General features: G+C 60.9%; 27 protein-coding genes. 14 read left to right on the top strand and 13 right to left on the bottom strand.

What is annotated here, in order from left to right; translation table 11 throughout:
- Positions 1–323: 323 nt before the first annotated feature.
- The 3 genes from tnpC to ACSZOQ_RS05310 form a co-directional block, all read right to left on the bottom strand.
- Positions 324–1,925: an IS66 family transposase gene (gene tnpC / locus ACSZOQ_RS05320; RefSeq protein WP_439922718.1), complete on the bottom strand. Its 1,602-nt coding sequence runs from the start codon at positions 1,923–1,925 to the stop codon at positions 324–326.
- A gap of 69 nt (positions 1,926–1,994) precedes the next feature.
- Complete coding sequence (gene tnpB, locus ACSZOQ_RS05315) at positions 1,995–2,348, bottom strand: IS66 family insertion sequence element accessory protein TnpB (protein ID WP_439923186.1); 354 nt, start codon at positions 2,346–2,348, stop codon at positions 1,995–1,997.
- On the bottom strand, positions 2,345–2,767 hold the full coding sequence (locus ACSZOQ_RS05310) for a transposase (protein ID WP_439923187.1): 423 nt from the start codon (positions 2,765–2,767) through the stop codon (positions 2,345–2,347). Before ACSZOQ_RS05310 ends, tnpB begins: the two co-directional genes overlap by 4 nt.
- A gap of 283 nt (positions 2,768–3,050) precedes the next feature.
- On the opposite strand from ACSZOQ_RS05310, the gene ACSZOQ_RS05305 reads away from it, so the two are divergent.
- The 5 genes from ACSZOQ_RS05305 to ACSZOQ_RS05285 all read left to right on the top strand — a co-directional run bounded on the left by ACSZOQ_RS05305 (position 3,051) and on the right by ACSZOQ_RS05285 (position 4,418).
- A complete protein-coding gene (locus ACSZOQ_RS05305; RefSeq protein WP_439924970.1) occupies positions 3,051–3,254 on the top strand; it encodes a hypothetical protein in 204 nt (67 codons plus the stop codon).
- A 10-nt stretch (positions 3,255–3,264) separates the two neighbouring features.
- Positions 3,265–3,435 (top strand): hypothetical protein, encoded by a 171-nt coding sequence (locus ACSZOQ_RS05300; protein WP_439924969.1) that lies wholly within the window; start codon positions 3,265–3,267, stop codon positions 3,433–3,435.
- A gap of 81 nt (positions 3,436–3,516) precedes the next feature.
- Positions 3,517–3,711, top strand: a complete 195-nt coding sequence (locus tag ACSZOQ_RS05295; protein ID WP_439924968.1) for a hypothetical protein — start codon at positions 3,517–3,519, stop codon at positions 3,709–3,711.
- Between the two features lie 173 nt (positions 3,712–3,884).
- On the top strand, positions 3,885–4,127 hold the full coding sequence (locus tag ACSZOQ_RS05290; RefSeq protein WP_439924967.1) for a hypothetical protein: 243 nt from the start codon (positions 3,885–3,887) through the stop codon (positions 4,125–4,127).
- A gap of 123 nt (positions 4,128–4,250) precedes the next feature.
- A complete protein-coding gene (locus tag ACSZOQ_RS05285) occupies positions 4,251–4,418 on the top strand; it encodes a hypothetical protein (RefSeq protein WP_439924966.1) in 168 nt (55 codons plus the stop codon).
- Positions 4,419–4,467: 49 nt separating this feature from the next.
- Here the strand turns inward: ACSZOQ_RS05285 and ACSZOQ_RS05280 are convergent, their stop codons facing one another.
- Entirely contained in the window at positions 4,468–4,917 is a 450-nt protein-coding gene (locus ACSZOQ_RS05280) for a hypothetical protein (protein WP_439924965.1), read from the bottom strand.
- Positions 4,918–5,373: 456 nt separating this feature from the next.
- On the opposite strand from ACSZOQ_RS05280, the gene ACSZOQ_RS05275 reads away from it, so the two are divergent.
- Positions 5,374–5,553, top strand: coding sequence for a hypothetical protein (locus ACSZOQ_RS05275; RefSeq protein WP_439924964.1), 180 nt, complete (start codon positions 5,374–5,376; stop codon positions 5,551–5,553).
- A gap of 351 nt (positions 5,554–5,904) precedes the next feature.
- Here the strand turns inward: ACSZOQ_RS05275 and ACSZOQ_RS05270 are convergent, their stop codons facing one another.
- Positions 5,905–6,228, bottom strand: coding sequence for a hypothetical protein (locus ACSZOQ_RS05270; protein ID WP_439924963.1), 324 nt, complete (start codon positions 6,226–6,228; stop codon positions 5,905–5,907).
- Positions 6,229–6,548: 320 nt separating this feature from the next.
- On the opposite strand from ACSZOQ_RS05270, the gene ACSZOQ_RS05265 reads away from it, so the two are divergent.
- Positions 6,549–6,803, top strand: a complete 255-nt coding sequence (locus tag ACSZOQ_RS05265) for a PilZ domain-containing protein (protein WP_439924962.1) — start codon at positions 6,549–6,551, stop codon at positions 6,801–6,803.
- Positions 6,804–6,921: 118 nt separating this feature from the next.
- On the opposite strand, the gene ACSZOQ_RS05260 is transcribed toward ACSZOQ_RS05265, so the two are convergent.
- Positions 6,922–7,176, bottom strand: coding sequence for a hypothetical protein (locus tag ACSZOQ_RS05260; protein ID WP_439924961.1), 255 nt, complete (start codon positions 7,174–7,176; stop codon positions 6,922–6,924).
- A 414-nt stretch (positions 7,177–7,590) separates the two neighbouring features.
- Between ACSZOQ_RS05260 and ACSZOQ_RS05255 the strand changes: the two genes are divergently transcribed.
- From ACSZOQ_RS05255 to ACSZOQ_RS05240, 4 genes are all read left to right on the top strand, one after another.
- The gene (locus ACSZOQ_RS05255) at positions 7,591–8,820 is read left to right on the top strand and encodes a GNAT family N-acetyltransferase (RefSeq protein WP_439924960.1); all 1,230 of its coding nucleotides are present in this window, start codon (positions 7,591–7,593) and stop codon (positions 8,818–8,820) included.
- Complete coding sequence (locus tag ACSZOQ_RS05250; RefSeq protein WP_439924959.1) at positions 8,817–9,758, top strand: cupin-like domain-containing protein; 942 nt, start codon at positions 8,817–8,819, stop codon at positions 9,756–9,758. Before ACSZOQ_RS05255 ends, ACSZOQ_RS05250 begins: the two co-directional genes overlap by 4 nt.
- A gap of 143 nt (positions 9,759–9,901) precedes the next feature.
- Positions 9,902–10,585, top strand: coding sequence for a site-2 protease family protein (locus ACSZOQ_RS05245; RefSeq protein ID WP_439924958.1), 684 nt, complete (start codon positions 9,902–9,904; stop codon positions 10,583–10,585).
- 47 nt (positions 10,586–10,632) lie between these two features.
- Complete coding sequence (locus ACSZOQ_RS05240) at positions 10,633–11,046, top strand: hypothetical protein (RefSeq protein ID WP_439924957.1); 414 nt, start codon at positions 10,633–10,635, stop codon at positions 11,044–11,046.
- A 53-nt stretch (positions 11,047–11,099) separates the two neighbouring features.
- On the opposite strand, the gene ACSZOQ_RS05235 is transcribed toward ACSZOQ_RS05240, so the two are convergent.
- The 7 genes from ACSZOQ_RS05235 to ACSZOQ_RS05205 form a co-directional block, all read right to left on the bottom strand.
- Entirely contained in the window at positions 11,100–11,894 is a 795-nt protein-coding gene (locus ACSZOQ_RS05235; protein WP_439924956.1) for a TonB family protein, read from the bottom strand.
- A gap of 3 nt (positions 11,895–11,897) precedes the next feature.
- Complete coding sequence (exbD, locus tag ACSZOQ_RS05230; protein WP_439924955.1) at positions 11,898–12,368, bottom strand: TonB system transport protein ExbD; 471 nt, start codon at positions 12,366–12,368, stop codon at positions 11,898–11,900.
- Between the two features lie 3 nt (positions 12,369–12,371).
- Complete coding sequence (exbB, locus tag ACSZOQ_RS05225) at positions 12,372–13,283, bottom strand: tonB-system energizer ExbB (protein WP_439924954.1); 912 nt, start codon at positions 13,281–13,283, stop codon at positions 12,372–12,374.
- A gap of 39 nt (positions 13,284–13,322) precedes the next feature.
- Entirely contained in the window at positions 13,323–14,012 is a 690-nt protein-coding gene (locus ACSZOQ_RS05220) for a Fe2+-dependent dioxygenase (RefSeq protein WP_439924953.1), read from the bottom strand.
- Between the two features lie 27 nt (positions 14,013–14,039).
- Positions 14,040–16,622: a TonB-dependent receptor gene (locus tag ACSZOQ_RS05215; RefSeq protein ID WP_439924952.1), complete on the bottom strand. Its 2,583-nt coding sequence runs from the start codon at positions 16,620–16,622 to the stop codon at positions 14,040–14,042.
- Positions 16,623–16,881: 259 nt separating this feature from the next.
- The gene (locus ACSZOQ_RS05210) at positions 16,882–17,121 is read right to left on the bottom strand and encodes a hypothetical protein (RefSeq protein ID WP_439924951.1); all 240 of its coding nucleotides are present in this window, start codon (positions 17,119–17,121) and stop codon (positions 16,882–16,884) included.
- 129 nt (positions 17,122–17,250) lie between these two features.
- On the bottom strand, positions 17,251–17,730 hold the full coding sequence (locus tag ACSZOQ_RS05205) for a MarR family winged helix-turn-helix transcriptional regulator (protein WP_439924950.1): 480 nt from the start codon (positions 17,728–17,730) through the stop codon (positions 17,251–17,253).
- Positions 17,731–17,857: 127 nt separating this feature from the next.
- Here ACSZOQ_RS05205 and ACSZOQ_RS05200 point away from each other — a divergent pair, with 127 nt between their 5' ends.
- The 3 genes from ACSZOQ_RS05200 (at position 17,858) to ACSZOQ_RS05190 (ending at position 24,541) form a co-directional block, all read left to right on the top strand.
- On the top strand, positions 17,858–19,018 hold the full coding sequence (locus tag ACSZOQ_RS05200; protein WP_439924949.1) for an efflux RND transporter periplasmic adaptor subunit: 1,161 nt from the start codon (positions 17,858–17,860) through the stop codon (positions 19,016–19,018).
- 1 nt (position 19,019) lies between these two features.
- The gene (locus ACSZOQ_RS05195; protein WP_439924948.1) at positions 19,020–22,166 is read left to right on the top strand and encodes a multidrug efflux RND transporter permease subunit; all 3,147 of its coding nucleotides are present in this window, start codon (positions 19,020–19,022) and stop codon (positions 22,164–22,166) included.
- 569 nt (positions 22,167–22,735) lie between these two features.
- On the top strand, positions 22,736–24,541 hold the full coding sequence (locus ACSZOQ_RS05190; RefSeq protein WP_439924947.1) for a PAS domain S-box protein: 1,806 nt from the start codon (positions 22,736–22,738) through the stop codon (positions 24,539–24,541).
- Position 24,542: the final 1 nt, after the last annotated feature.

The following is a 24,542-nucleotide window of genomic DNA, read 5'->3' as shown; positions in this document are numbered from 1 at the left end:
GACTCTGGTGCCAACCTACCTCCATGAAAATGATTTTCGCGCTCGCAATTGTGCTGTTCGTGGTCAACCAGTGGGATCAAAATTATAACCACGGGACATTGACCCGCGCCGGTTTTTCACTGGCAAGGGCTCTCGGCCAATCGTTCGGCATATAGAGTAGCTGCCGGTGACCGGCCGACCTTCAGATTCTCGTCTTGAACGGGACAGCAAACTCCTTGGCAATCCGCCGGCGCCAGCTGGTATTCGGGCGACAAAGTCCGGCCGATTGTGAGACGCCGCAGTTTTGCGCGAAAGGCCGCTAGCGGCTCTTGATTCGTAAGCGCTCAACCGCTGCCCCATTGATGTGGGCTTGACGTTTTGCGGAATCTCCAGGGCATGAGGTCTTCGATTTTGCTTTGAGGATGGCCGGCGATGATTGCCTCGAGTGTTTCGGCGATGTAGGCGACGGGGTTGACGTCGTTGAGCTTGCAGGTGGCTACGATCGACGCCAGCAAAGCCCAATTCTCGGCTCCAACTTCATGACCAGCAAATAGCGCATTTTTTCTGGTCAGGCACACCGGCCGGATGGCGTTTTCGACCGGATTGGTGTCGAGCTCGAGACGTCCGTCTTCGAGGAAGCGGGTCAGCCCCGGCCAATGATTGAGCGCGTAGCGGATGTCCTGGGCGAGTGTCGAGCTGCTGGAGATCATCGACAGCTGTTTCTCGAACCACGGCTTCAAAGCAGCAACGACAGGCCGCGAATGCTCCTTGCGCGCGGCCAGTCGGATGTCCGGCGATGAGCCGCGCACCGTGGCTTCGATGGCATAGAGAAGCGCAATCTGCCGGACCGCGTCTTCGGCGATCGGCGATCTGCTGTTGCGCGCCAGCTTGACGAAGCGCCGACGCAGATGACTCCAGCAATGCACGAGCGTCCAGGGGCCTTGCGGTCGCGCAACGCCGGTCAGCCGATCATAGCCCTCGTATGCGTCGCATTGCAGGAAGCGCCCGTTAAAGCCGTCCAGAAACTGCCTGGCGAAAGCGCCGCTGCGTCCGGACGCATATCGGAACAGCACGATCGGCGGACTTGGGCCGCTGTGGCCGCGGTCGTCGGAGACAATAGCCCAGAAGAAGCCTTTCTTCGTCTGGCCGCGCCCGGGAGCAAGCACCGGCGCCGTGGTCTCGTCCATGAACAGGCGATCCGCCGCCGCCAGTTGGCGGCGCATCCGATCCCCAACAGCCTGGAGATGGAAGCAGGCGCGGCCGGACCAGTTCCCCAGCGTCGCCCGGTCGAGCCGGATCCCTTGTCGCGCGTAGATCCCGGCCTGCCGGTAAAACGGCGTATGATCGCCGAACTTGGCGACGATCACTTGCGCAATGGCCGCTTCGGTCGGCAGTCCGCCAGGCACGACATGCTCCGGCGCGTGCGCCTGAACGACCGCGCCCGAGCAGCGGCGGCAAGCATATTTTGGACGACGCGTGACCAGCACGCGCCATTGCGCCGGGATCACGTCGAGACGCTCGCTGACGTCTTCGCCGATCTTCGTCATCGCGCCGCAGCCGCAGGGACACAGCGTGCTCGCAGGCTCGATGATCCGCTCCACCCGCGGCAAATGCGCAGGCAGGCAGCCCCGATTGCGATGACGGGCTTGATCTGATGCGCCGCGCGATCGGCCCTGGATAATCGCCGCCGCGTTCTCCTGCGCCGCGTCCAGGACGCCTTGCGCGATCTCGACGTCTTCGAGCGGCAAATGATATTGATCAGGCCGCAGCTTCTCGGACTTCGCGCCGAACTTCTCGCGGCGAAGTTCTCCGAGGATAACCTCCAGCCGGCGCCGCGCCTCTTCCGACGTTGCCAGCGCCGCCTGATGCTCGCCCAACGTCGCTTGCGTTTGCGCCAAAAGCGCCTTCAGGCGTTCGTTCTCGTCGCGCAGCGCCGCGGTGTTCATGCGCTATTTCCAGCACATCGCCGCCGTTCTCGCCATGCGCAAAGAGCGTCCCGAGTCACTCTGCCGCAGTTATCCCGCCGCTTGCGGACGCCGTGCTTCCTCCGGACGGACCAGCCTCCAGTCCAAACCTTCAAACAAGGCCGCAAACATCGCCGGCGATACCCGCATCACGCCATCCGCAATCGTCGGCCACACGAACTTGCAGCCTTCGAGCCGCTTGTGCACCAACACCAGGCCCGTGCGATCCCAGACCAAAATCTTGATCCGATCCGCTCGCCTCGATCGGAACACGAACGCCGCGCCGCAGAACGGGTCGAGACCAAGCATCTCCTGCACCTTCGCCGCAAGCCCATCGTGACCACAGCGGAAGTCGACAGGCCGCGTCGCGATGTAAATCTTCAACTCCGCGCCAGCAGCGATCATCGTGACGTCCGCACCGCGCGGATCACCTGTGATAGTTGCTTCTCGCCGATCGCCGCGTCCGTCCGCACGACGATGTCACCGATCGCAATCTCAATCTTGACCATCGGAACGTGACGCTCGTCTAACGGCTCTTCCACAACCAGCGGTGCGAAGCTTGTCGTCGGAGAGTCGCACGACGGCAAGCCGCCTCTCTGTCGAAAGCGTCGGCGCCAGTCGTAAATCTGCCAGCGCGTCGCACCATGCTTGCGCGCCACCTCCGCTACCTGAGCGCCAGGCAATAAACTCTCGGCAACGATCCGAGCACGCTCAGATTCCGAACGTACGCGCCGCCCCGTCGGTCCCTCAAGCACTTCAAGCCGGCTGACTATTCCAGTCGATGAGCCGTCCAAATGGACGTCCTTTTTGCCGTCTAACACCATCCAAAACCTCCGTCACAACCGGAGGATTCTTCGCATGTTCGATGCTAACCCGATACAAGGGGATCAACTGAGCGCTTACCTTGATTCCAGCATTCCCAAAAATCGCTGCCGAATAGGGATGCGAATGTTGAAATCGGCTCCCCAGGTTTGGCCGCCTTTTTTGCGGGCCGCCCGCCCCCTTCCCGTGTGACCCAGGTCACGGCAGCCACACGGAGAGCCGCATAAAACCTCGTCTCACAGGCGACGGGAATGGTCCCGTTCCGCAGACATCCAGGAGACGACAATGACCAAGTTCAAGACCACCGACCTCGCCGGCCAGATCCGCGTTCTCGATGACGCCGAACTCACTGCCGTCTCCGGCGGTGCGTTCGAACTGCCGGAGAACCTCCGAACTCGCCGCCACGCCGGTCGGCGGATGGGACATGAAGGATGTTTTCGCCAGGTCGGTGCTCGGCACCTATCAGACCCGATAAGCCCGGATGGATGAGGAGAACGTCATGACCAATCAGAATCGTGAGCGCGATGTGCGCGAGTTGAATGCGCGCGAGATCGACGACGTCGCCGGCGGCCTGTCGCTGCATGTCGGCAAAGGTCCGCTGTTTCCGTTTCCGCCCTCGACCGGCCCGACGATCCCGGTCGATCCCAAACCGGTCATCGTCTACGTCTGATCGTCGCTTTCGGCAGATCGACCAGAGGCCGCCCCGAGGGCGGCCCCGGATTGTCCCTTCGCTCGCATAAAGGAGAGCAGCATGACCCACGGTATTCGCGAACTGAACACCACAGAGACTGACAGCGTTTCGGGCGCCACCTCGGTCGAGGAAGCCATGGCGCTGATGGCGAAATGGAACAAGGCCATCACCGAAGCCGGCGAGAATGCCTACATGTTCGGCTACGGTCACTCGCCGAAGCCCAATACCGGCGGCAGCTGCTCCGGCCAATACTAAGAAATGATGGGACGGAGGGCCGCGCCCGCGGCCCTCGCCGGAACGCCTCGCGGCCTGCAGGCAAATGGCATTCGCAGAGCACGGTCCGAACTGAAAGCCGCATCCGCACTGTTCAGTAGTGGACAGAACTTTTCCCCTGTCCCCGGCATAGTTAACCCATCGCCGTGCTGTCCATGGCTGTTACCGGCGAGACAGACACGGTTTGCATTCACGCCCGCGGAAAGAAGGAAAGCGCCGCCGTGAACGATCTGCAAAGCCGCATTGATCAGCTCGAGACGCGCAGCGTCGAGAGCCGGTTGATCGCTGACCTCGCCACCGACCCTGAGGCGCGCCTTTACAATGCCAGCCTCGCGCGGGAGCTGATGGATCAGGCCGCGAAGCTGCGCCGCCAGCTTCCCTCCGCACGCCCGACGTAACGGGCCCTCGGCGGCGGACAGGAGCCACCGGCCGACCCGAGGCCTGCGTGCGGCTGACCCGTGGCCCGCGGGATAACCACTCGCGATGTGTTGCCTGAAATCATCAGAACGGAAGGGAGTCGGATGCGCAGCCGGAATCCTTTTGACTGTGCAACGCGATTTGCCTTTGCTGGCAGTCGCTGGGTAGCAGGATTGAGTACGATGCTGGAAACGATCACCGCCGTCTTTGGAATTATGAGCGCCAGCATTTTCCTGGCCCACGCGATTGATGGTTATTGGTCGCGTCCTTAACCGGACGACGCGCCACCGCCTTTTTGGGCCGCCCTGCTCCGATCAGCCGTCACGTCTCCGCCAGGTCGAAATCCTGACGTAACCGTGCAGCCATGTCCCGGACGCGCCCGCGCCACAAAGCTGGATTGGCGATCGGTCCGGCCTCCGGCTTGATCGTCAGCATCGCGTTCCATGGGTTTCCGCCGTAGACGGTCACCACAAATCCACGGGCCGGCGCGCCATCGAGCGTTTGCAGCGCCTTCAGGATGATGCCAGCCAGTTCATCCGCGGTTTTGCGGCGGTCATAGCTCTCCGCCGGTTGATCCTGCGATATCGCAGCGGCTTCTGCAGCCGGGCCGTCGACCCCTTCCGGCGTTGTCTGGGTTTCGACCCCGAGCGATTCCGGTGGAGCTGGCGGATCGTCTTCAGGCAGTTCTGGCTGCGGCGCGTTATGGCGCGTCCCCAAAACGTTCTGGATCAGGGCCAGCAATCCCTTGTCCATGCCGCTGCTGCTACCCACGTCGGTCGCTCCAATCGATTGAGCTGCCGCGTCTTGGACAATTATCTGCTGCCCCAGGCTGGCCCGTGAGTATCTTGCAGGTGTTTCAGCTCAGCGCCACCCCAATCAGCACTGCGACGAGCACGCCGAAGCCGGCGAATGCAATATTGAGGAAATTCCGGGCCAAACCAGGTTCGGTGGTCAGCATGACGTTTCTCCCGGTACGCAAAACAAGTTTTCGTAGAATGGGCGCAGAATCTTAATCAAAACTTTCGGATCGGCCCTGACGAGCCATGAGGGGGAACAGCCCGGCGACTGCGGTGGCGGCGGGCCGCGCATTTTTAGGCGAGATCAAAACACAGGCTCCCTGGCGCAATGGCAGTGTGATCCGGATCACGCCGCAGCAGCGCGCGGGGCCCTACACCTGTTCGGGACAAGGCGGGAAACCTCTCACCGCCGCACCGACAGGAGACCGACATGACCCAACCGATCACTGGCATTCGCGACCTGACGACGGACGAAATCAATCTCGTCAGCGGCGGGCTGACCTGGGCCTATGAAATCCGCTCTCCCGGCGGCGTTCTGGACGTCGGCGTGAAGCTCGACAAGACGACCGGCCGGGAAATCCCCTACGCAATCTGGACCGCTGTGCAGTAATTTTCATCCATCGTCAGATCAAAGCACAGCAGGTTTCATCCATTTTCTCCCAGAATCCGACTTGAACCTTTCGCGCAGTGCGACGACAGAGAATGAGCTGGGGGATTGCATTGCCCAGTCTAGGCACAACGTCACCGGGCGATCATATTCCGCTCAGGTGACGTTGTTGTTTGGAGGGGCGTCACGTTCGAACCGGGCAGACTCGGATGTTGAAACGGCACAGAGCCGTAATTTCTACGGGCAACAGAGGGGCTGCAGCCTATCGCAAAGCGCGTGGCGCTGGAGGTTGGGTTCAGAAGCTCGCTTGAGAATCTTGCAGAGAAAATGAAGCGAACCTTCTGAACCACCACACTAGTTTGCCGTCCCGCCTACCGCGCCTATCCTGGACTTTGTCTTGTTTTTGGCGCTGGCTTTGGGCTGGCCTTCGTTCCGCACGCCGCCCCAGGGATCGTTGGATACCGAAGCGTCGGGAATCTTCCGCAGCGTGTCCTTGTAGGCTTTTTCGGTCGCCTGCTGTTTCTCGATCTCTTCCTGCGTCTTGCCGGGTCCGTCGGCAAGCAGGTTGATTTGCGGCACCTGGGCAAAGGCCGGCCCAGACAACAGAGCCGCCATCAGCATGGATGCGCGTAGAACCTTCATCAAACTTCTCCCTTCCGGCACCGGCCGCTCGATCATTTGAAGGTCGAACATCTTCCGTCCGGGCAATCCTATAATCGACGGTGGTCCGATTTGCACGATTTTGGCGATTGCATCCACTCGTCCCAGATCGGTCCGAAGCCGAGGACGATGGTGCCATGGCCGGCCTCACGAACTCACGCCCGTACCAGCATAGACGCCCGATCCTTTCGGTTTCAAGCCAGCTGACGCTTGCTTCGTGAACACGCGTCGTAAACCAAATCTGAATTCACACCCCTGCGACTCCGCTGACGGATTTATCAGGCTGCAACTCAGCTTTGCTACCCTCCGGGCTTATCAACCGGAACGGGCCGAGTGCCATGATCGATAAACGGACAGTCCCCCGACGAAGGGTCTTCAAAAGCGGCACCATCACCTTCGGCGGCGGCCGCATCGATTGCATCGTGCGAAACTTGTCATCGACCGGCGCCGGCCTCGATGTCCCAAGTCCAGTCGGCTTGCCGTCATCGTTTATGCTCATGATCGCGACCAATCGATTCAAGCGCCGCTGCCATTCCGTATGGATGTCCGAAAAGCGGATCGGCGTCGCGTTCGACGAGAGCTCAGATAGCTAGACTGTCTCGCAAGCCACACCGGCTGGGGCGCGGCGCGATCTCTGCCGCCGCGGCTCGGCTCGAGGCAATTGGCGGCCGGAGGTGCGCGATCTCAGCGACGGGACGCTTCTCCCTGACGCTATTTCGGCTTCTTAGCCGCCGGTGAAACGCCGAGACTCCCCCAAGGATCGAATTTTTCCTTGGAATCGGGAATCGACTTGAGCGCAGCGTTGTATGCCTTCTCGTCCACCTTCGGAGTCTTAGCCGCCGCCTTCTGGTCGCCGCCATCGCCGTGGCGATGATGACCACCGCCCATCTGGGCATCGGCCGGCGTCACCGCTGTGGTCGTCATGATCGCCAGACTGACCGCGAAGGCAAATGCAGCGAGCTTCATTGGTCCCTTCCTCATTCATGCCGCGGTGCGACGGCCGTTGCGCGGTACACATCCGAAAAAATGCCGGGTTCCTGCGGCAACACTAAGACAACTCTAGATCGCGAACCATCGAGCAAACAAAAAATATTTGGTGACGGGTTGCTGCTCTTTGCTAGCTTCCAACACGGATTGGCCATCGGGTTATTGCGTATGTCGCTCCCGCCTTCGGACTGCCAGCCCCCAGGAGCGCCCGCCCCGTCGTCGTTTTCGGATCCCGGCTACGGTGAACGCGCGGTTAACGCCGATCCGTATATTAAGGGTCGGGACCAATATTATCTTCGAACATTTCAAATAGTGTCCGCCACCAGCGAGGTGCCGGCGCTGCGTGGCTACGCGCCCGTGACCTCGTAATCCGTCGCAAATGGGGATTGGGGAATGGTCGATATTGTCAATTGGGCTCCGGTTCGTCACCCATCGACGAAAGAGTTCGCGGCGCGCCCGTCGTCCCCGAGCGTAACACGCTACGGAGCCGCGGCACTCGCATCAATTAACATCGACCAATGGCGAATTCTTGCCGACCGCGCTGTCGAGCCGAACGCTTACCACCTCGCCGACTGGGAGCTGCCACTCGACGCAACGGCGCGCGACCGGACCAACGCGTATGCACTGACGGCGTGTACCGACGTGTCATCTGCCGAATCCGGTGCGGGCGCTCTCATTGGCCTGATCCCCGTGATCTCCGCCTGGCGCGCCTACCGGATTCCTTTTTCCGTTCTGGTCAGCGCCGATCCCTATGGAACGCTGGGCACTCCGCTGCTTGACAACGACTTCGCGAATGAGGCCGCGGCGACGCTGCTGCGCAAGGCACGCGCCATCGGCCAGCACGCGCTGATCCTGCGTAACGTCGCGCTCGATGGCACTGTCATGAAAGCCTTCGCTGCAGTGCTCGAACGCGACGGCATCAGGCCGCATACGCTGCAGGCCCATGCACGAGCTTGCCTCGATGCGACGCGCGACGCGGACGAATTGCTGCGCGACGCGCTCGGCGTAAAAAAGCTTAAGGAGCTGCGCCGCCAGCGCAATCGGCTGGCGGAGCATGGCGACGTTTCGTTTCAGGTCGCGCGCACTCCTCGCGATGTCGTGCAGGAGCTCGAAACGTTCCTTGTATTGGAAGCCAGCGGCTGGAAAGCGAAGCGGGGGACGGCATTGCTCCAGCACAGCGGCGATGCGGCTTTCATCCGCCGTGCAGCGCCGGCGCTTGCCGAGCGAGGCCAGTGTGAAATCGTAACCTTGCGCGCGGGCTCGACGCCGGTCGCGGCAGCGATCGTATTGCGTCATCAAGACCGCGCGTTCTATTTCAAGCTCGGCGTCGACGAAGATTTCGCGAAGTTTTCACCCGGCGTCCAATTAACGCTCGATCTCACACGGTACCTCTGCGCTGACCCGGCGATTGCGCTGGCGGATTCCACTGCAAAGCAGGGGCATCCGATGATCGACCCGATCTGGCGCGGGCGCCTGGCGATCGGCGACGTGCTGATCCCGCTGCACCGTCGTGATCACATCGTTCCCCTCGCAAGAGCCGCGATCGCGCTGCGCCAGATGATGCGCACATCCGCGCGCCGCGCCGTTCATGTCATCCGCAAGCGTCAGGAGAGAAATACATGAACGGCTCCGATCCAGCGCCGGTCATCGCCGCGGCCAACGATGCGCTGCGACACGATTTTCCGCTGAAGCCGTTCGCGATCCGACACAAGCTTGCGGGGCATCCGCTGCTGACCCTGCCGCGCATCGCGCAGTTGGCCGCCGAGCTTCCGCGCGACCAGATCGAGTACAATTCCGGGAAGGTCGCAATCAGCCAGGACCCCGATGCGATCCCCGCGGTCAACCTTGATCCGGTCGAGGTGGTGAGGCGGATCAAAACCGCCGGCGCCTGGATGGTGTTGAAGCGCGTGGAACACTCGCCGAAGTACCGCGGGCTGGTCGAGGATGCGTTGCTGTCCGTCGCGCGCGCCCGTGGCTTCAACAGCCTGCGCGATGCCGGCTTCGAGCAGATCGAGGGATATTTGTTTGTCTCCTCGCCAAATTCAACCACGCCATTCCATCTCGACAGCGAAGACAACTTCTTCGTCCAGATCCACGGCGAAAAATACTTCACGATTTACGACAACAGCGACCGCAGTCTCGTCTCCGAACGCGAGATCGAGCATTCAATGACGAAACATCGCAATCTGAAGTTCGACGAGAGTTTTGCGCCGCGCGGTATCGAATTCCACATGTTCGGCGGCGACGGCTGCTTTGTGCCTTACCAGTGGCCGCATTGGGTACGCACCGCCGGGTCGCACTCGATTTCGATGGCCATCACCTGGAAGACGCGGGAGGTTCGCCGCGTCAACGACCTGCACGTCTTCAATTCCATGCTGCGCGGCCTCGGCTGGCCGCAGAAGCCGCCGGGCGTGCAGCCAGCGTTCGATGCGCTCAAGCTGGCGTTCTATCGCACGGCGACGACGGCGGTCCGGCCGTTGCGCGGCTCAATGACGATGCGGCGGATCCTGCGCCGCATCGCGCTCGGCAAGCGGGCGAATTACTATCTGAAAGACGCGTAGCCGGCCCGGCGTGCGGCCCTGTCGTCCGGTTCTGACCATCAAAAGGTCCGGTCTGGGTGGGTCACCCGTCCCTGCCCCCCTGTCATCGCCACCGCAACCTGTGGTATGGGTCTCGCATCCGTCGAACCGCACGAGGCCGCCGATTGTCCGGCATTTCACTCTACACGCTGTCGGTCTGGGTGCTGCCGCTCGTCATCGCGATCACCTTTCACGAAGCCGCGCACGGATTCGTCGCGCACCGGCTGGGTGACAACACCGCCTGGCAGCTCGGTCGCGTCAGCTTCAATCCGCTGAAACATATCGATCCCTTCGGCACAGTGATATTGCCGGGGATTCTGCTGCTGTCGCACGCGCCGTTCCTGTTCGGTTACGCAAAACCGGTACCGGTGAATTTCCGTAACCTGAACCATCCCCGCATCGACATGGTCTGGGTGGCGCTCGCTGGACCCGCCACCAATATCTTGCTGGCGTTCTTCGCTGCATTGGCATTTCACGGGCTCGGCCTGATCCCGGGCAACAGTGCGCAATGGGTCGCCGACAACCTGAAGAACGCGTTGATCATCAACGTCATTCTTGCGGTCTTCAACATGCTGCCGATCCCGCCACTCGATGGCGGACGGGTCGCGGTCGGCCTGCTGCCGAACGTTCTGGCTGCCCCGCTCTCCCGCCTGGAACCCTACGGACTGCTGATCCTCGTCGGGGTCCTCCTGCTGCTTCCGATGCTCGGCAACCAGCTCGGTCTCAATCTTGACGTGATCTCCACCATCGTGAAAACAGTCACCGGTTATGTGATACAGTTTCTTCTGCTGGTCACCGGCAATATATAAGAAGGCGTTACAAGGGGCGTAGTCAGTTGATCAAAGCACAGGACAAAATGATTGCAAGGCGTGCCGACACCAAGGCGCGCGCCGACCTCGCGACCTGGAAGATGATGGCGAAGCTGAACGGCTCATCGTCACTGCCCAAGGAAGCTCTCGCCTTCCTTTCGAGCTACAAGGGCTTTCTCGAAACGATGCCGGAGACCGAGGCGAACGAGGCCACCATTGATTTGATTTACAAGGACTATTACGCGGAGATGGGCGGCACCGGAACGCCGCCGGACATCAAGTCGGTGCCGAAAGACCCGATCGTGGAACTCGATAATGTGACTGCCTTCAAACGGCCCGCACCCCAACAGCCGCTAGCCCAAAATTCCGGGACGAATGCAAGGCCGCGCCTGCCGGTCGCGCTGATCTTCATCCTGCTCGTCGTGATCTACGTCGGCATTCGGTACTATTTATTCCGGTGACGCGAACGGCGTAAGAGCGTCTCGTCGACCGGCTCGACGCCGGCGATGAGACGTCAGCCCTTGTTCTTCACCCGGAAGACCACCGGCAGGGTAAAGCTCAGCCCCTCGTCCGCTATCAACGGTGGTGGCGGCGGCACCGGATCGGACCGGTGCAACATGGCGAGTGCCGCCGCGTCGAAGGCCGGATCACCCGATCCCTTCACGATGGAAGCCGAAACGACATGGCCGACGCGATCGAGCACGAAGTTGACAAGAATCTCAGCGCCCTTCTGCGTGCGTTCGGACGGATAACGCTTGTGCTTGTCGAGATGCGCGACCAGCTCCTTCTGCCAGGTCGCGCGGATGCGGCGGGCGCTGGAGCCCGTGCCCTGTTGCGGCGCGACCGAACGCTCTGATTCCGGCGCATGTTCGACGCTCGGCATCGCGGTCGCTTCGGCGGCCACTGATTCCTGCGAAGCCTGCGTCTGCACCGCCGCTTTCTCGGGGTTGTCATCCACCGGCTTTTTGGAATCGTTTTCAGTGACGATCCGATCCGGATCATCGGTCTCGGTCGGCGTATCCTTGGGCAGATCGGTTTCCTTCACGACCGCCTTCTGCTCAGCAAGCGCGGGCGACGCGGCTGACGCGTCGGTGTCCGGTCCGGGCGGAAGGTCGCTCGCCTCTCGATGCGGCGAGGCCAAGTCGAGCCCGATCTCGATCGCTGGTGCACCGAGATCGTCGGCCGACTCGTCGGTCTGCATGTGAGCCAACGCCAGCGCCACGCAGCCGAGATGAATCGCGAGCGCAGCGACCGCTGAGAAAACCCAGAGCCGGCGGGACGGCGGTGACTCGACGACGGTCTCAGACATTGATCAAGGCTTTGTTTTGTTCGCGGCAGGCACGGACCCGGCGTCGGCGACGCCCTCGAGCGCTACCAGCTTGATTTTCGTGAAGCCGCCTGCGCGCAATATCTCCAGCACGTCCATCAGGTCGCCATAAGGCACCGCGCGATCGGCGCGCAGAAAGATGAAGCTGTCCTTGGTCATGTCCGGCGTACTATCGAGCGTCCGCACCAGATCCACGCGCTTGACGAGGGTTTCGCCGATCGCAACCGCAAGATCGGATTTGATGCTGACATAGGTCGGCTTGTCCGGCTTCTTTTGCGGTGTCGCGCTCGACATCGGCAGGTTGACCGGCAGATCGACGGTCGACAGCGGCGCGGCAATCATGAAGACGATCAGGAGAACCAGCATCACGTCGATGAACGGCGTGACGTTGATTTCGTGCGCTTCCGCGTATTCCTCGTCGTCGTCAAAGCCGCCTTCTGCAATCGATGCGCCCATTGCCTACTCCGCCGCGCGCGAATGCGCTCCCCCAACAGAACTGACATGGGTGCGGTCGAGGTCGCGCGACAGCAATCGCCCAGCAGACCCGGATGCACGACTGACGAGTTCGATATAGCCTTTCGTCACGCGCGCGAAGTGATTGTAGATGATGACCGCCGGGATCGCCGCGACGAGGCCAAGCGCGGTCGCGAGCAGAGCTTCGGCGATGCCGGGCGCAACCACCGCGAGATTGGTGGTCTGCGCCTTCGAAATTCCGATGAAGCTGTTCATAATGCCCCAGACGGTGCCGAAAAGGCCGACGAAGGGCGATGTCGCGCCGATAGTCGCAAGCAGACCCATTCCGAGCCGGATACGTCGCGATTCCGCGCGGACGATTTCAGCGAAGTTCGACGCCGCTCTTTCCTTGATGCCGGCGTCGCTGGATATTCCGGCCGATAGCCGCGCTTCGCGCATCGCCGCCGCCAACAGCGATGCCAGCACGCTGTTTTTGTCGCCGAGCGCCATCTGCGCTTCCGCCAGCGAGCGCGATTCACTGATTTTTGTCAGCGCCGCCCCCAGGTCGCGCCGCGCGAGCGACAGCTCGACCATTTTCGCGATGCAGATCGTCCAGGTCACCAGCGAGGCGAACGCAAGACCCATCATCACGAACTTGACCAGGACGTCCGCCGACATAAACATCGACCACGGTGACAATTCGTAAGACATCACCGCCTCCGCCTTCACCGGATTAATAGCTGTAGCGTTCGAAGCGGGCGCGGCATCCGCGGCAGGCAGCCGCGGTGCGGTGGGCAGCGACGGCGTGGATGTCGGAACCGGCGACTGAACCTGCGCTGACGGCGGCGGTGCGGCATTCTTATTCTGCTGTGCGGTCGCGGGTGACGTCAGCGACACAAACGTCAGCGCAGCTAGCATCGGCAGAATTCTTAGAACCATTCTAAACATTACGGTTACTCATACCTCGGCCCAATAGCGGATGAGATTGTGATAGATGCCCGTTAATTTGACCGTTTCAGGGTCATCGCGGCCAAGACGTTCAACAAGATTTTGAATCGCCGTGTCCAGGTCGAAGATCAAGCTGCGCGCGTGGTCATCCCGTACCATGCTCTGAAGCCAGAAAAAAGATGCTACGCGGACACCACGGGTTACCGGCGTCACCAGATGCAGGCTGGACGCAGGATAAAGCACCAGATCGCCCGCCGGCAGCTTGATTTCATGCGATCCGTAGTTGTCTTCGACCACCAGTTCGCCGCCGTCGTAATCTTCCGGTTCCGATAAAAACAACGTTACCGACAGATCGGTGCGAATTCGCAGTCCAGTCAAACGATCGCCGCGCACGGCATTGTCAACGTGAACGCCGAAATGATGTCCGTCGGATGCGACGTAGCGATTGAACAGCGGCGGAAAAATCTGCAGCGGAATTGCCGCCGAGATAAATCGCGGATTCGTCGTCAACGCCGAAATGATCCGGTTGCCGAGCGTTCGCGCCACATCGCTGTCTGGCGGTAACTGCTCGTTCTTCTTCACCAGCGCAGACTGAGCACCCGCCGTGGAGCGGCCATCTTCCCATTCAGCCGCGTCCATGATGCGGCGGAAATCCGCCACGTCATCCTTTTTCAAGACGCCAGGGACGCAGATCAGCATATGTCTGCATCCCCGAACGTGGACCGATCAGTAACGAGCGGACAGCGTCAAATAAGCGACACGGCCCGGTGCGACGAATACGAACGGCGTCGCGCTCTGATACAAGGCGTCGTAGAAGAGCTTGTTGGTGATGTTGTTGACGGCAAGCTTCACCTCCCAGTTCTTGTTGAGCTTTACTTCCGTGAAGGCATCGAAGCGCCAGTAGTCAGGCAGATAGGTGCCCTGGTTGGCCGCGAGGAAGGTGCCGCCGTAGATCTTCGAGCGGTAGGTCGCCTGCCCGCCAATTTCCCAGACATCGGTGAGCTGGTACTTGGTCAGCACGTTGAACGACTGATGCGCGATATTGGCAAGCGGCAGGCCAACATTTGACGCGTAGAGTAGTGGCTGCGCCGAGGGGACCAGGGACTTCGTCACTTCCGACTGCATCAGCACGACGCCGCCAAACACGCTCCACTTGTCGGTGATCTTGCCGGCAACCTCGATGTCGATGCCGCGGATATTATAGGCCGCGCCTGCGCTGATACAGGACACCGTACCGGTCGTGCCTACAGGATAGGGACAGGTCGGTGTTGCTGCCGCCGCGGTCGTGATGTTCTGCGACTCACGCGCGTTGTCTTTCCAAGTCTCGAACAGCGACGCCTGGACCAGAAGATGACGATCGAACAGTTCCCACTTGGTGCCGATTTCGGCCGCGCGGTTCTTTTCCGGCCCGAAGATCTGGTTCGAGTTGCCGTTGAGGACCGGCGCAAGCCCGCCGTACTGGGCGCTGGTGCCGTCGAACTCGGCGCCGACCGGGTTGGACGATGTCGCATAGGCAGCATAGAGGCTGACATAGGGCAGCGGCTTCACCACCGCGCCGAGATTGTAGTTGGTCAGGCCGGAATCGAGCGACTGGGCGCCGAACACGTTCGAGACACCGTTTACGGTGCCGTAACCGCTGGTGCCGATGTGGTAGTCATCGTAGCGGATGCCGCCATTAAGAATAATGAAGTCGTTATAGTTGGCGCTATCGAGCAGGTAGACGCTCTTGGTGTCGATGTTGATCTTGGTCGGGAACCCCGTTAGCGTCGGCTCGGCACCAAATGGAAGATTGGTGAATTGCGGATTGAAAATGTTGACGCCCGCCAGCGAGCCGCTGCCGCTGAACCCGCCAGGCAGCGCCTCGGAACTCAAGCCCGCATACTTGTCGATGCTGGATCTCTCGGCCGAGATTTCCACGCCCGCGAGCGCGGTATGGCGCCACGGTCCGGTGCCGAACTTGTAGGTCGCCTCAGTCTGGTTGGCGAAGACGTCGGTCGGCTGATAGCGGCTCTGCGGATTGGCACTGAGCGTCCAGTTAGCAGGGTTCGGATCGGTCACCACCGGGCGTTCTGGCGCCGTGCCGAGGAAGTCCTGAACTGAGTGCTGCACACGCGTCTTGTTGGTGACGACTATGTCGGGCGTGATGTGCGCTTCCAGGTTCAGTGTGCCGATGTCCTGCCTGTAGGACTGGAAATCGCGATTGACGAAGCCGTAGAAATTGTTGCGGTTGACGCCAAATTGCGGGAACGGCCCGCCAGCGGTCGAGGTATAGAACGCCCCCGAAAGCGCGCTCGCCGGCCGATAATAGGGCACGCCGAGGTCGGGAAGGCCGTGCAGATCGGTGTGGATGTAGTTGGCCTGCACCTTGATCGCATCGATCGGCGTCCAGGTCTCGGCCACGAAGCCGCCGGCGCGATCGTCCGTGATGTAATTCCGACCAGCGATATCGGCATCCTGGAACAGGCCGCCGGCGCGAATTGCGAGCGTCGGGTTGATGACCTGATTGACATCAAGCGTCACGCGCTTCGTCTGGTCGCTGCCGAACGTCGTGTCCATGTTGTAGAAATTTCCGGCTGTCGTCGCCTGCTTGGTCACGATGTTGATCGCACCACCAGTCGTGCCGCGGCCGGCGAACGACGAACCCGGCCCACGCAGGATTTCAACCTGCTCGGTAAAGAAGTTCTCGCGGACGCTGACGCCGGGATCGCGAACACCGTCGATGAAAACATCGTTGCGCGCATCGAAGCCGCGAATGAAGAAGCGATCCCCGAAAGCGTTGCCGCCCTCGCCCGTGCCGAGCGTGACGCCGGCCGTGGTGCGCGCCACCTCCTTGAGCAAAGTGGCGCTCTTGTCCGCGAGCACATCCTTGCTGAGAACCGTGACCGTCTTCGGCGTGTTCAGCAGCGGCTCCGGAAATTTGCCGGATGCCTGCAGGTGATCAACCTTGTAGGGCGCGGCCGCGTCCGCGTAGGGATTGCGATCCGCCGCGAGGTTGCCGGCATTGGGAAACGGCACCGGCGCGACCTGCGCCGGCTGGGCGCGGCGCGCCGCACGGCGCAATGCCGCGCGCGCCCGGACCTGATCCGCCGTGGGCTTCGGCGCAGCATGATGCGGGCGAGCGACCGGAGCATCGATCGTTACCGGCGGGAGGCTGGATTGCTGCGCTTCGGCGGCAGAGGAGAAAGAGGCAACCGCGACGAGTCCTGCAAGGGCGGAGACTTTGCCGACGGAGTTGATGTCCACCGACTTGTCGATCGAATCGGCCGCGGCGATTGTCCGCAACGACCTCGGCCTTCTTGCATTGCTCATAAATCGTCCCCATCCCCAATCGAAAAACAGATCAATTTGCGCAAAATGACGCTGCGCCGATTTGCCACGCGGGGAGCAGTACCGATGAGGATTTGAGGGTCAATGCGTTTTGGCGAAACTGTGGCGCCAAGTTCTTTGAATATATCTAAATCATAGTGATTCTAAACTGGATGACCTCTCGGGCGTGCGGGCTTGTGCTCAATTCCGTTGACAGCGCTATTTTTGAAACAATTTTAGATTGCCGGAGCACGCCAAGGGATCAATCGACGCTCGGCGGTTTCATCAGCGAAAGCATTTCGTCGACGGTCTTTTGCGCCACGCTTCGTATGCGATCGGTGTCGTCCGTCCCGGCGATGTTGACCTGCCGCACCACGGCTCTGATCTCGTCGCGAAAATCGGTCAGAAACCGAAGCGGGTCCGGAGAACTGTTGGCCACACGCGCAATCAAACCCGTAATCATGATCTGGCAGGCCATCATGCGGCCGTTCAGCTCGTCCATCGTCGGCTCCCTTTTTTGCGCAGCTTCGCGCCAGGTTTTTGCGCTGAAGGTGATATGGAAGAAGCAATCTCCGGTGACAATCTGATTCTTGGGAGCTTCGCGCGAGCCGCGCCGTGTAGCAGGCGGCCGCTATTTGATCGCAGCATCGTCCGGATTTTCGGAGGCGCTCCTGTTTTCGGAGACGCTCTTGATGCGACGCTTGATGTGGCAGAGCGCCTCAAGACTTGTTTCGATCGTATCGGCGGGAATTCCCTGCAACACATCCGTGGCAATGGAGTCGCGCAGGCTGTCGAGATCGTCGACGAGCTGGCGTCCAGCCTCGGTCAGGAACAAACGGTTGGCCCGGCGGTCCCGCGGATCCGGTAGGCGCTCCAGCAGGCCATGCTCGACGAGCCGATCGAGCAGCCGCACCAGCGAAATCGGCTGCAGTTCCAGGACTTCGGCCAGATCGACCTGCGATAAACCTTCCTGTTGGCGGAGCCGGAACAGCACAATCCACTGGGCGCGCGTGGTCCCGCGCCCCTTGGCTCGATAGTCGATATAGTTGCGCAGCAGACGCGAGCTTTCGACTAATTGCGCGATGAACTGGCGTTTGAGATCGAGAGACATCGGTCCCAAAGCTTCCCGATTGTTTAGGGTTTTCAAAATATAGTGTGTTTACACATAATAAGCACGCATATATCTACGGCTGCATGGACAATTTTTGAAGTCTCGATTTTCCAAGGCGCGAGCCATCATGTCCCGGTCGCGAATTCTCGGTTGGATATCCCTCGTCGCGGTGATCGCCCTGGCGGGCGGTTACGCGCTCTGGCAGCACGGCGCGGGAAAGCATAACGGCGCGAATCGAGCCAACGCCGCAAAGGGCGCCTCGATTCCGGTCAAGATCGCAACCGTGAAAAAAGGCGATTTCCCGGTCTATCTGACCGGACTCGGGACGGTTCAGGGCTTCAACACCGTCGTGGTTCGCACGCGAGTCGATGGCCAGATCGACCGGATCGTCTTCAAGGAGGGCCAACTGGTCCAGAAAGGCGATCTGCTCGCCCATATCGATCCGCGGCCGTTCCAGGCAGCGCTCGATCAGGCCAAGGCCAAGAAGGCGCAGGATGAGGCCAATCTGGCCAACGCCAACCTCGACCTCCAGCGTTATACCAAACTCGGTGAATTCGCGACGCGACAACAGACCGACACCCAGCGGTCCACGGTGCAGCAACTCACCGCGCAGATCGCGGCGGACGAAGCCGCGATTGCCAACGCGCATACCCAGCTCGACTACACCAGCATCCGCGCGCCGATCGCGGGCGTGACCGGCTTCCGTCAGGTGGATCAGGGCAATATCGTCAACGCCTCGACGCAGACCGGCATCGTCACCATCGCCCAGATCGAGCCGATCGCCGTGATTTTCACCGCGCCGGAAGAGCAGCTGCCGCAGATCAAGGACGCCCTCGCCGCCGGGTCGCCGAAGACGATTGCATACTCCGCCGACGGCAAGCGGGTCCTGTCCGAGGGAACGCTGACGCTGATCAACAATCAGGTCGACACCACGAGCGGAACAATCCGCCTCAAGGCGGTGTTCGAAAACAGGGATCACGTCCTGTGGCCCGGGCAGTCGGTTTCGACACGCCTGCTGGTGTCCACCGTAAGGGATGCCGTCGTGGTTCCCGACGACGCCATCAAGCACGGAACCGATGGGCTCTATGCCTATGTTGTCAAACAGGACGACAAGGCCGAACTTCGCAAGATCAAGGTTGGCGCGTCGATCGACGGCGAAACCGTCATCGAGAACGGGCTGATCCCCGGAGAACGTGTTATAATCGCGGGACAATACCGGGTTCAGCCAGGGTCGGCCGTGACCACGACGGTCGCGGACTCCGAGCCATCTGACGGCAAGGCCCATTAGGATGAACGACAGCATTTCTGCGCCGTTTATTCGCTATCCCATCGCAACCTCGTTGCTGATGGCAGGTATTCTGTTTGTCGGCCTGGTGGCGTTCCCGCTGCTCCCGGTCGCGCCGCTGCCGCAGGTCGATTTTCCCACGATCCAGGTCCAGGCGAACCTGCCCGGCGCAAGCCCCGAAACCATGGCGTCATCGGTGGCGCAGCCGCTTGAGCGGCAAATGGCGCAGATTCCCGGCATCGCGCAGATGACGTCGACCAGCTCGATCGGATCGACGTCGATCACGATCCAGTTCGATCTCAACCGCAACATCGACGGCGCGGCCAACGACGTTCAGGGCGCCATCAACGCCGCCGGCGGCCAGTTGCCCAAGAACCTTCCGAGTCCGCCGACCTACCGCAAGGTCAACCCCGCCGACTCCCCCATCATGCTGCTGTCGGCGACATCCGACACCCTGCCCCTGACGACGGTGAGCGACGACACCGACGCCCAGATGGCGCAGCAGATCAGCCAGATTTCCGGCGTCGCTCAGGTCTTCGTCGGCGGCCAGCAAAAGCCCGCGATCCGTATCCAGATCGATCCGGCGAAGCTCGTGGCCAAGGGCCTGTCGCTCGAGGACATCCGGGGCCAAATCACCATGACCACGGTCGACAGCCCGAAAGGCAGCATCGACGGCGGAACGCGCAGCTACACTATCTATGCCAACGACCAGTTGACCGCGTCGAAGGACTGGAACGACGTCATCATCGCCTATCGCAACGGCGGGCCGCTGCGCATCCGTGACATCGGCCAGGCCGTGTCCGGCCCAGAGGACAACAAGCGAGCGGCGTGGGCGAACGGCGAGCGCGGCGTGTTCCTCGTCATTTTCAAGCAGCCCGGCGCCAACGTCATCGACACGGTCGACCGGATCAAGGCGGAGCTGCCGAAACTGATCGCGGCGATCCCGCCTGCGATCAAGATCAAGATCATCAGCGACCGCACCGAGACAATCCGCGCCGCCGTCGATGACGTGCAGCTCACCCTGCTCATCACCATCGTCCTCGTCGTGATGGTGATCTTCCTGTTTCTTAGAAGTTTCTGGGCGACAATCATCCCGAGCGTCACCGTTCCACTCGCTCTGCTCGGCGCCTGCGCCCTGATGTGGCCGTTCGGTTATTCGCTCGACAATCTCTCGCTGATGGCGCTGACGATTTCGGTCGGCTTTGTCGTCGACGACGCCATCGTCATGCTTGAAAACATCAGCCGCTACATCGAACAAGGGGAAAGCCCGATGGCGGCGGCGCTCAAAGGTGCGGGCGAGATCGGCTTCACCATCATGTCGATCAGCATTTCGCTGGTCGCGGTGCTGATCCCGCTGCTGCTGATGGGCGGCATCATCGGGCGTCTGTTCCGTGAGTTCGCGGTGACGCTGGCGATGGCGATTTTCGTGTCGCTCGTCGTATCGCTGACACTGACCCCCATGATGGCATCGCGTTTCCTGCGAAATCAACACGACGTCCGGCATGGCAAACTCTATCAGGTCAGCGAACGCGGCTTCGAGGCCATGCTCAACGCCTACCGCCGCGGTCTTGATTTCGTGCTGCGCTGGCGGAGGACCACGCTTCTCGTGTTTTTCGTGACGCTCGGCCTGTCGGTCTACCTGTTTGTCATCATCCCGAAAGGGTTCTTCCCGCAGCAGGACAACGGCATGATCCTCGGCACCTCCGAGGCGGCGCAGGACATCTCCTTCGACGAGATGAAGAAGAAGCAGGAGGAGTTGGGACAAATCGTGATGTCCGATCCCGCTGTCGCCAGCATCGCCATGTTCATCGGCGGCGGCGGCAGCGCGCTCAACAACGGCCGCATGTACGTTACGCTGAAGCCACGCGAAGAGCGCGATGCGTCGGCGCAGCAGGTGATCGAGCGGCTGCGGCCGAAGCTCGACAAGGTCGAAGGCGCGCGGCAGTTTCTTCAGGCGTCACAAGACGTCCGGCTCGGCGGTCGCGCCACCCGCACGCAATTCGAATATACGCTTCAGGATGCCAACCTCGACGAATTGAATACCTGGGCGCCGAAGGTGCTGCACAAGTTGCAGACGCTGCCGGAATTGCGCGACGTTGCCACGGACCAGCAGACCAACGGCACCACGCTAACGCTCACGGTCGATCGCGACGCCGCGTCCCGTTACGGCATCGCACCGCAGCTCATCGACGACACGCTTTACGACGCCTTCGGACAGCGGCAGGTCGCGCAGTACTTCACGCAGCTCAACAGCTATCACGTGATTCTCGAAATCCTTCCCGAGCTGCAAGGCAAGGTCGACTCACTGGACAAGATCTACGTCAAGTCGCCGCTCACCGGCGAACAGGTCCCCCTCTCGGTTTTCGCCAAGTGGACGACGGTGCCAGTGCGTCCGCTCTCGATCAGCCATCAGGGCCAGTTTCCGGCGATCACCATCAGTTTCAACCTCGCGGAAGGCGTGGCGCTGGGACAAGCCACCGAAGCCATACAAAATGCAACGCGCGAGCTTGGCACGCCGGCCACGCTCAACGGCAGCTTCCAGGGCACTGCGCAGGCCTTCCAGCAGTCGCTCGGCACCGTGCCGCTGCTCATCCTGGCCGCGCTCATCGTGGTATATCTGATCCTCGGCATTCTCTACGAGAGCTACATCCACCCGATCACGATCCTGTCGACGTTGCCGTCGGCCGGTGTCGGCGCTCTCGCAACGCTGATGCTGTTCGGCTACGACTTCAGCCTGATCGCGCTGATCGGCATCATCCTGCTGATCGGCATCGTCAAGAAGAACGGCATCATGATGGTCGACTTCGCGATCGCGGCGGAGCGCGAAGAACATCTGTCGCCGGAGGAATCCATCCGCAAGGCCGCCCTGCTTCGCTTCCGGCCGATCATGATGACGACCATGGCCACCATGCTCGGCGGTGTGCCGTTGATGCTGGGCACCGGCACCGGCGCGGAAATCCGTCAACCGCTCGGCTACGCGATGGTCGGCGGACTGCTGGTCAGCCAGGCGCTGACGCTGTTCACCACGCCGGTGGTCTATCTCTACCTCGACCAGTTCTCCAACTGGTTGTCCGGTTGGGGGCGTGCGGGCACCGCCAGTGGCGATCACAACCTGCCGGGCGACGCCCCGATCAAGGAAGCGGCCGAATAGGCCGGCTGATCCCGCAAGCCAAGGCCCTGCGGATCAGACCCCAACGAAATTCTCCCCTACCTCGTTCGTGCGCTTGCCAAGATAGGTAGCGACCAAGTAAAAAATACGTTAGGCGATATTGCTGTTACTGCGCTGCCATAACGCATTGCAGAAACTGAATAAACTTTGGGAATGGTGTGACGGTAGCTTATGCTGATCCGGCTGTTTCCCGCCCTTTCTGAGCCCTTTGCAAAGCGCCGAGGCGATCGCAAAGCGCAGGCGGCATTTATTCCATTGCTCTGTGTATCCCCACTACGTGCATCCGTTTTGATCCGGAGTGCTGCCGAGGCGATGCGATTATGCGGGCGGGCTCGCGATGCCTTCACCAGACCAAGCCTGAACTGCAATAGCGCAGAAAGGCGAGAACCGACGACATCCACATTCTTCGAAAGACACCGGTTCGGATCCAACACCTCCCTGCCCGCTTCATCCCATCCCTTCAGAAACGTCATGGAGCCGTGATGGAGGAAGTCAGCGCAAATCACCGCCCCCAAGATCAAGTGGCAGATTTCCTATTTCGTGGCGGCGAAATGGGCGCGCTTATTCGTGCGTTCGACTGGTCGAAGACCAGCTTGGGACCGATCGCGGAATGGCCGGCTCACTTAAAGGTCACAGTCGGGCTCATGTTGCCTGCCAGGGTGCAAATCGTGCTGTTCTGGGGCCCAGAGTTCGTAGCGCTCTATAACGATGCCTACGTGCCGACGATCGGCAACAAGCACCCGAAGGCACTCGGACAACCGGCACGAGAAAACTGGGCTGAACTGTGGGACGATCTTGAGCCGTTACTGCGTCAGGTACTCCTGACCGGGGAAACAGTTTTCGCTAAGGATCGGCCATTTTACATCGAACGGCACGGTTATCCGGAAAGTGTCTATTTCGATATCTCCTATTCGCCTGTGCATGACAAGAACGGCAAGGTCGACGGCGTCTTGTGCATAGTTGACGAGACCACGCAGCGGATCACAGCCGAGCGGGCCTTGGCGAAGACCGAGGAGCGTCTCTCCAATGCCCTGCAGGCGGCCGGTATGATCGGCACCTTTGACACCGATCTAAGGTCAGGCCTGGTCTATTCGGATGCCCGCTTCGCAACGATGTTCTCGGTCGATCCCGAGAAGGGTGAGCGCGGTATTCCCCTTGCAGATTATATTGAGGGCATTCACCCGGACGACGTGAAGCTGGTGAACGAGGGCATTGAACAGGCAATCGCGACGGGCGAAAAGTGCATTCTGGAATATCGCGTGCGGTCAAAGGAAGGGACGCTCCGCTGGCTGGAGGTCCACGGTCGCTGTCTCTATGACGAATCCGGAAAGCCGCGGCGGATGTCTGGCGCGGCCGTTGATATCACCGACCGCAAGCAAGCTGAATTGGCAGCCGCCCGCCTTGCCGCGATCGTCGAGTCGTCGGACGACGCTATCATTAGCAAGGACATCAATGGCGTCATCACAAGCTGGAACGTGGGAGCGCAACGGCTGTTCGGTTACGCGGCCGACGAAGTCATTGGGAAGCCGATCACGATCCTGATCCCCGAAGATCGGCAGGACGAGGAACCAACGATACTGGCGCGGCTTCGCAACGGCGAACGCGTCAAACACTTCGAGACGGTCCGTCGACGAAAGGACGGCAGCCTGATTGATTTCTCGCTGACGATCTCACCGATCAGAGACTCTCACGGCAAGATTGTCGGTGCCTCCAAGATCGCTCGCGACATCACTGACCGCAAAGCGTACGAACGACTGCAGAGTACGTTGCTGCGTGAAATGAAGCACAGGCTCCAGAACAATCTGTCAACTGTGCTGGCGATTGCGCGGCAGAGTTTCCGTGGACACGAGGCGGAGAGCGAAGACTTCCGCAAGTTCGAAGGTCGTCTGTTGGCGCTGTCGAGCGGTCATAATCTGATCGCTCGCGAATCCTGGGATAGCGCAGAGCTCGGAGACGTGGTGGCACAATTGCTCAACGTCCACGGTCGCCAGCGATTCGAGATCAACGGGTCGGACCTGCGGTTGTCCCCAAAGTCCGCCTTGGCGCTGACCTTGGCGCTGCATGAATTGGCCACCAACGCTGCCAAATACGGTGCGCTATCGATCCCGACCGGAAAGGTGACGATCACGTGGGGTATCGAGCAAGGAGCCACCCCCCGCCTCGCCTTTCGTTGGCAGGAACGGCATGGCCCAGCAGTATCACAGCCGAGCCGACGAGGATTTGGATCGCAATTGATCGAACGGGTGCTGGCGTACGAACTCGATGGCCAGGTTCATATTACCTATCACCCGGAAGGCGTCGTCTGCGAGATCGTCGCCCCGCTATCCGCTAAATGGGAGGAAGAATCGAAAGAATAGC

The organism is Nitrobacter sp. JJSN (assembly GCF_051912485.1).
GTDB lineage: Bacteria > Pseudomonadota > Alphaproteobacteria > Rhizobiales > Xanthobacteraceae > Nitrobacter.
Note: the sequence above shows the minus strand (reverse complement) of the source record. Positions and strands in the feature narration are given on the sequence as shown.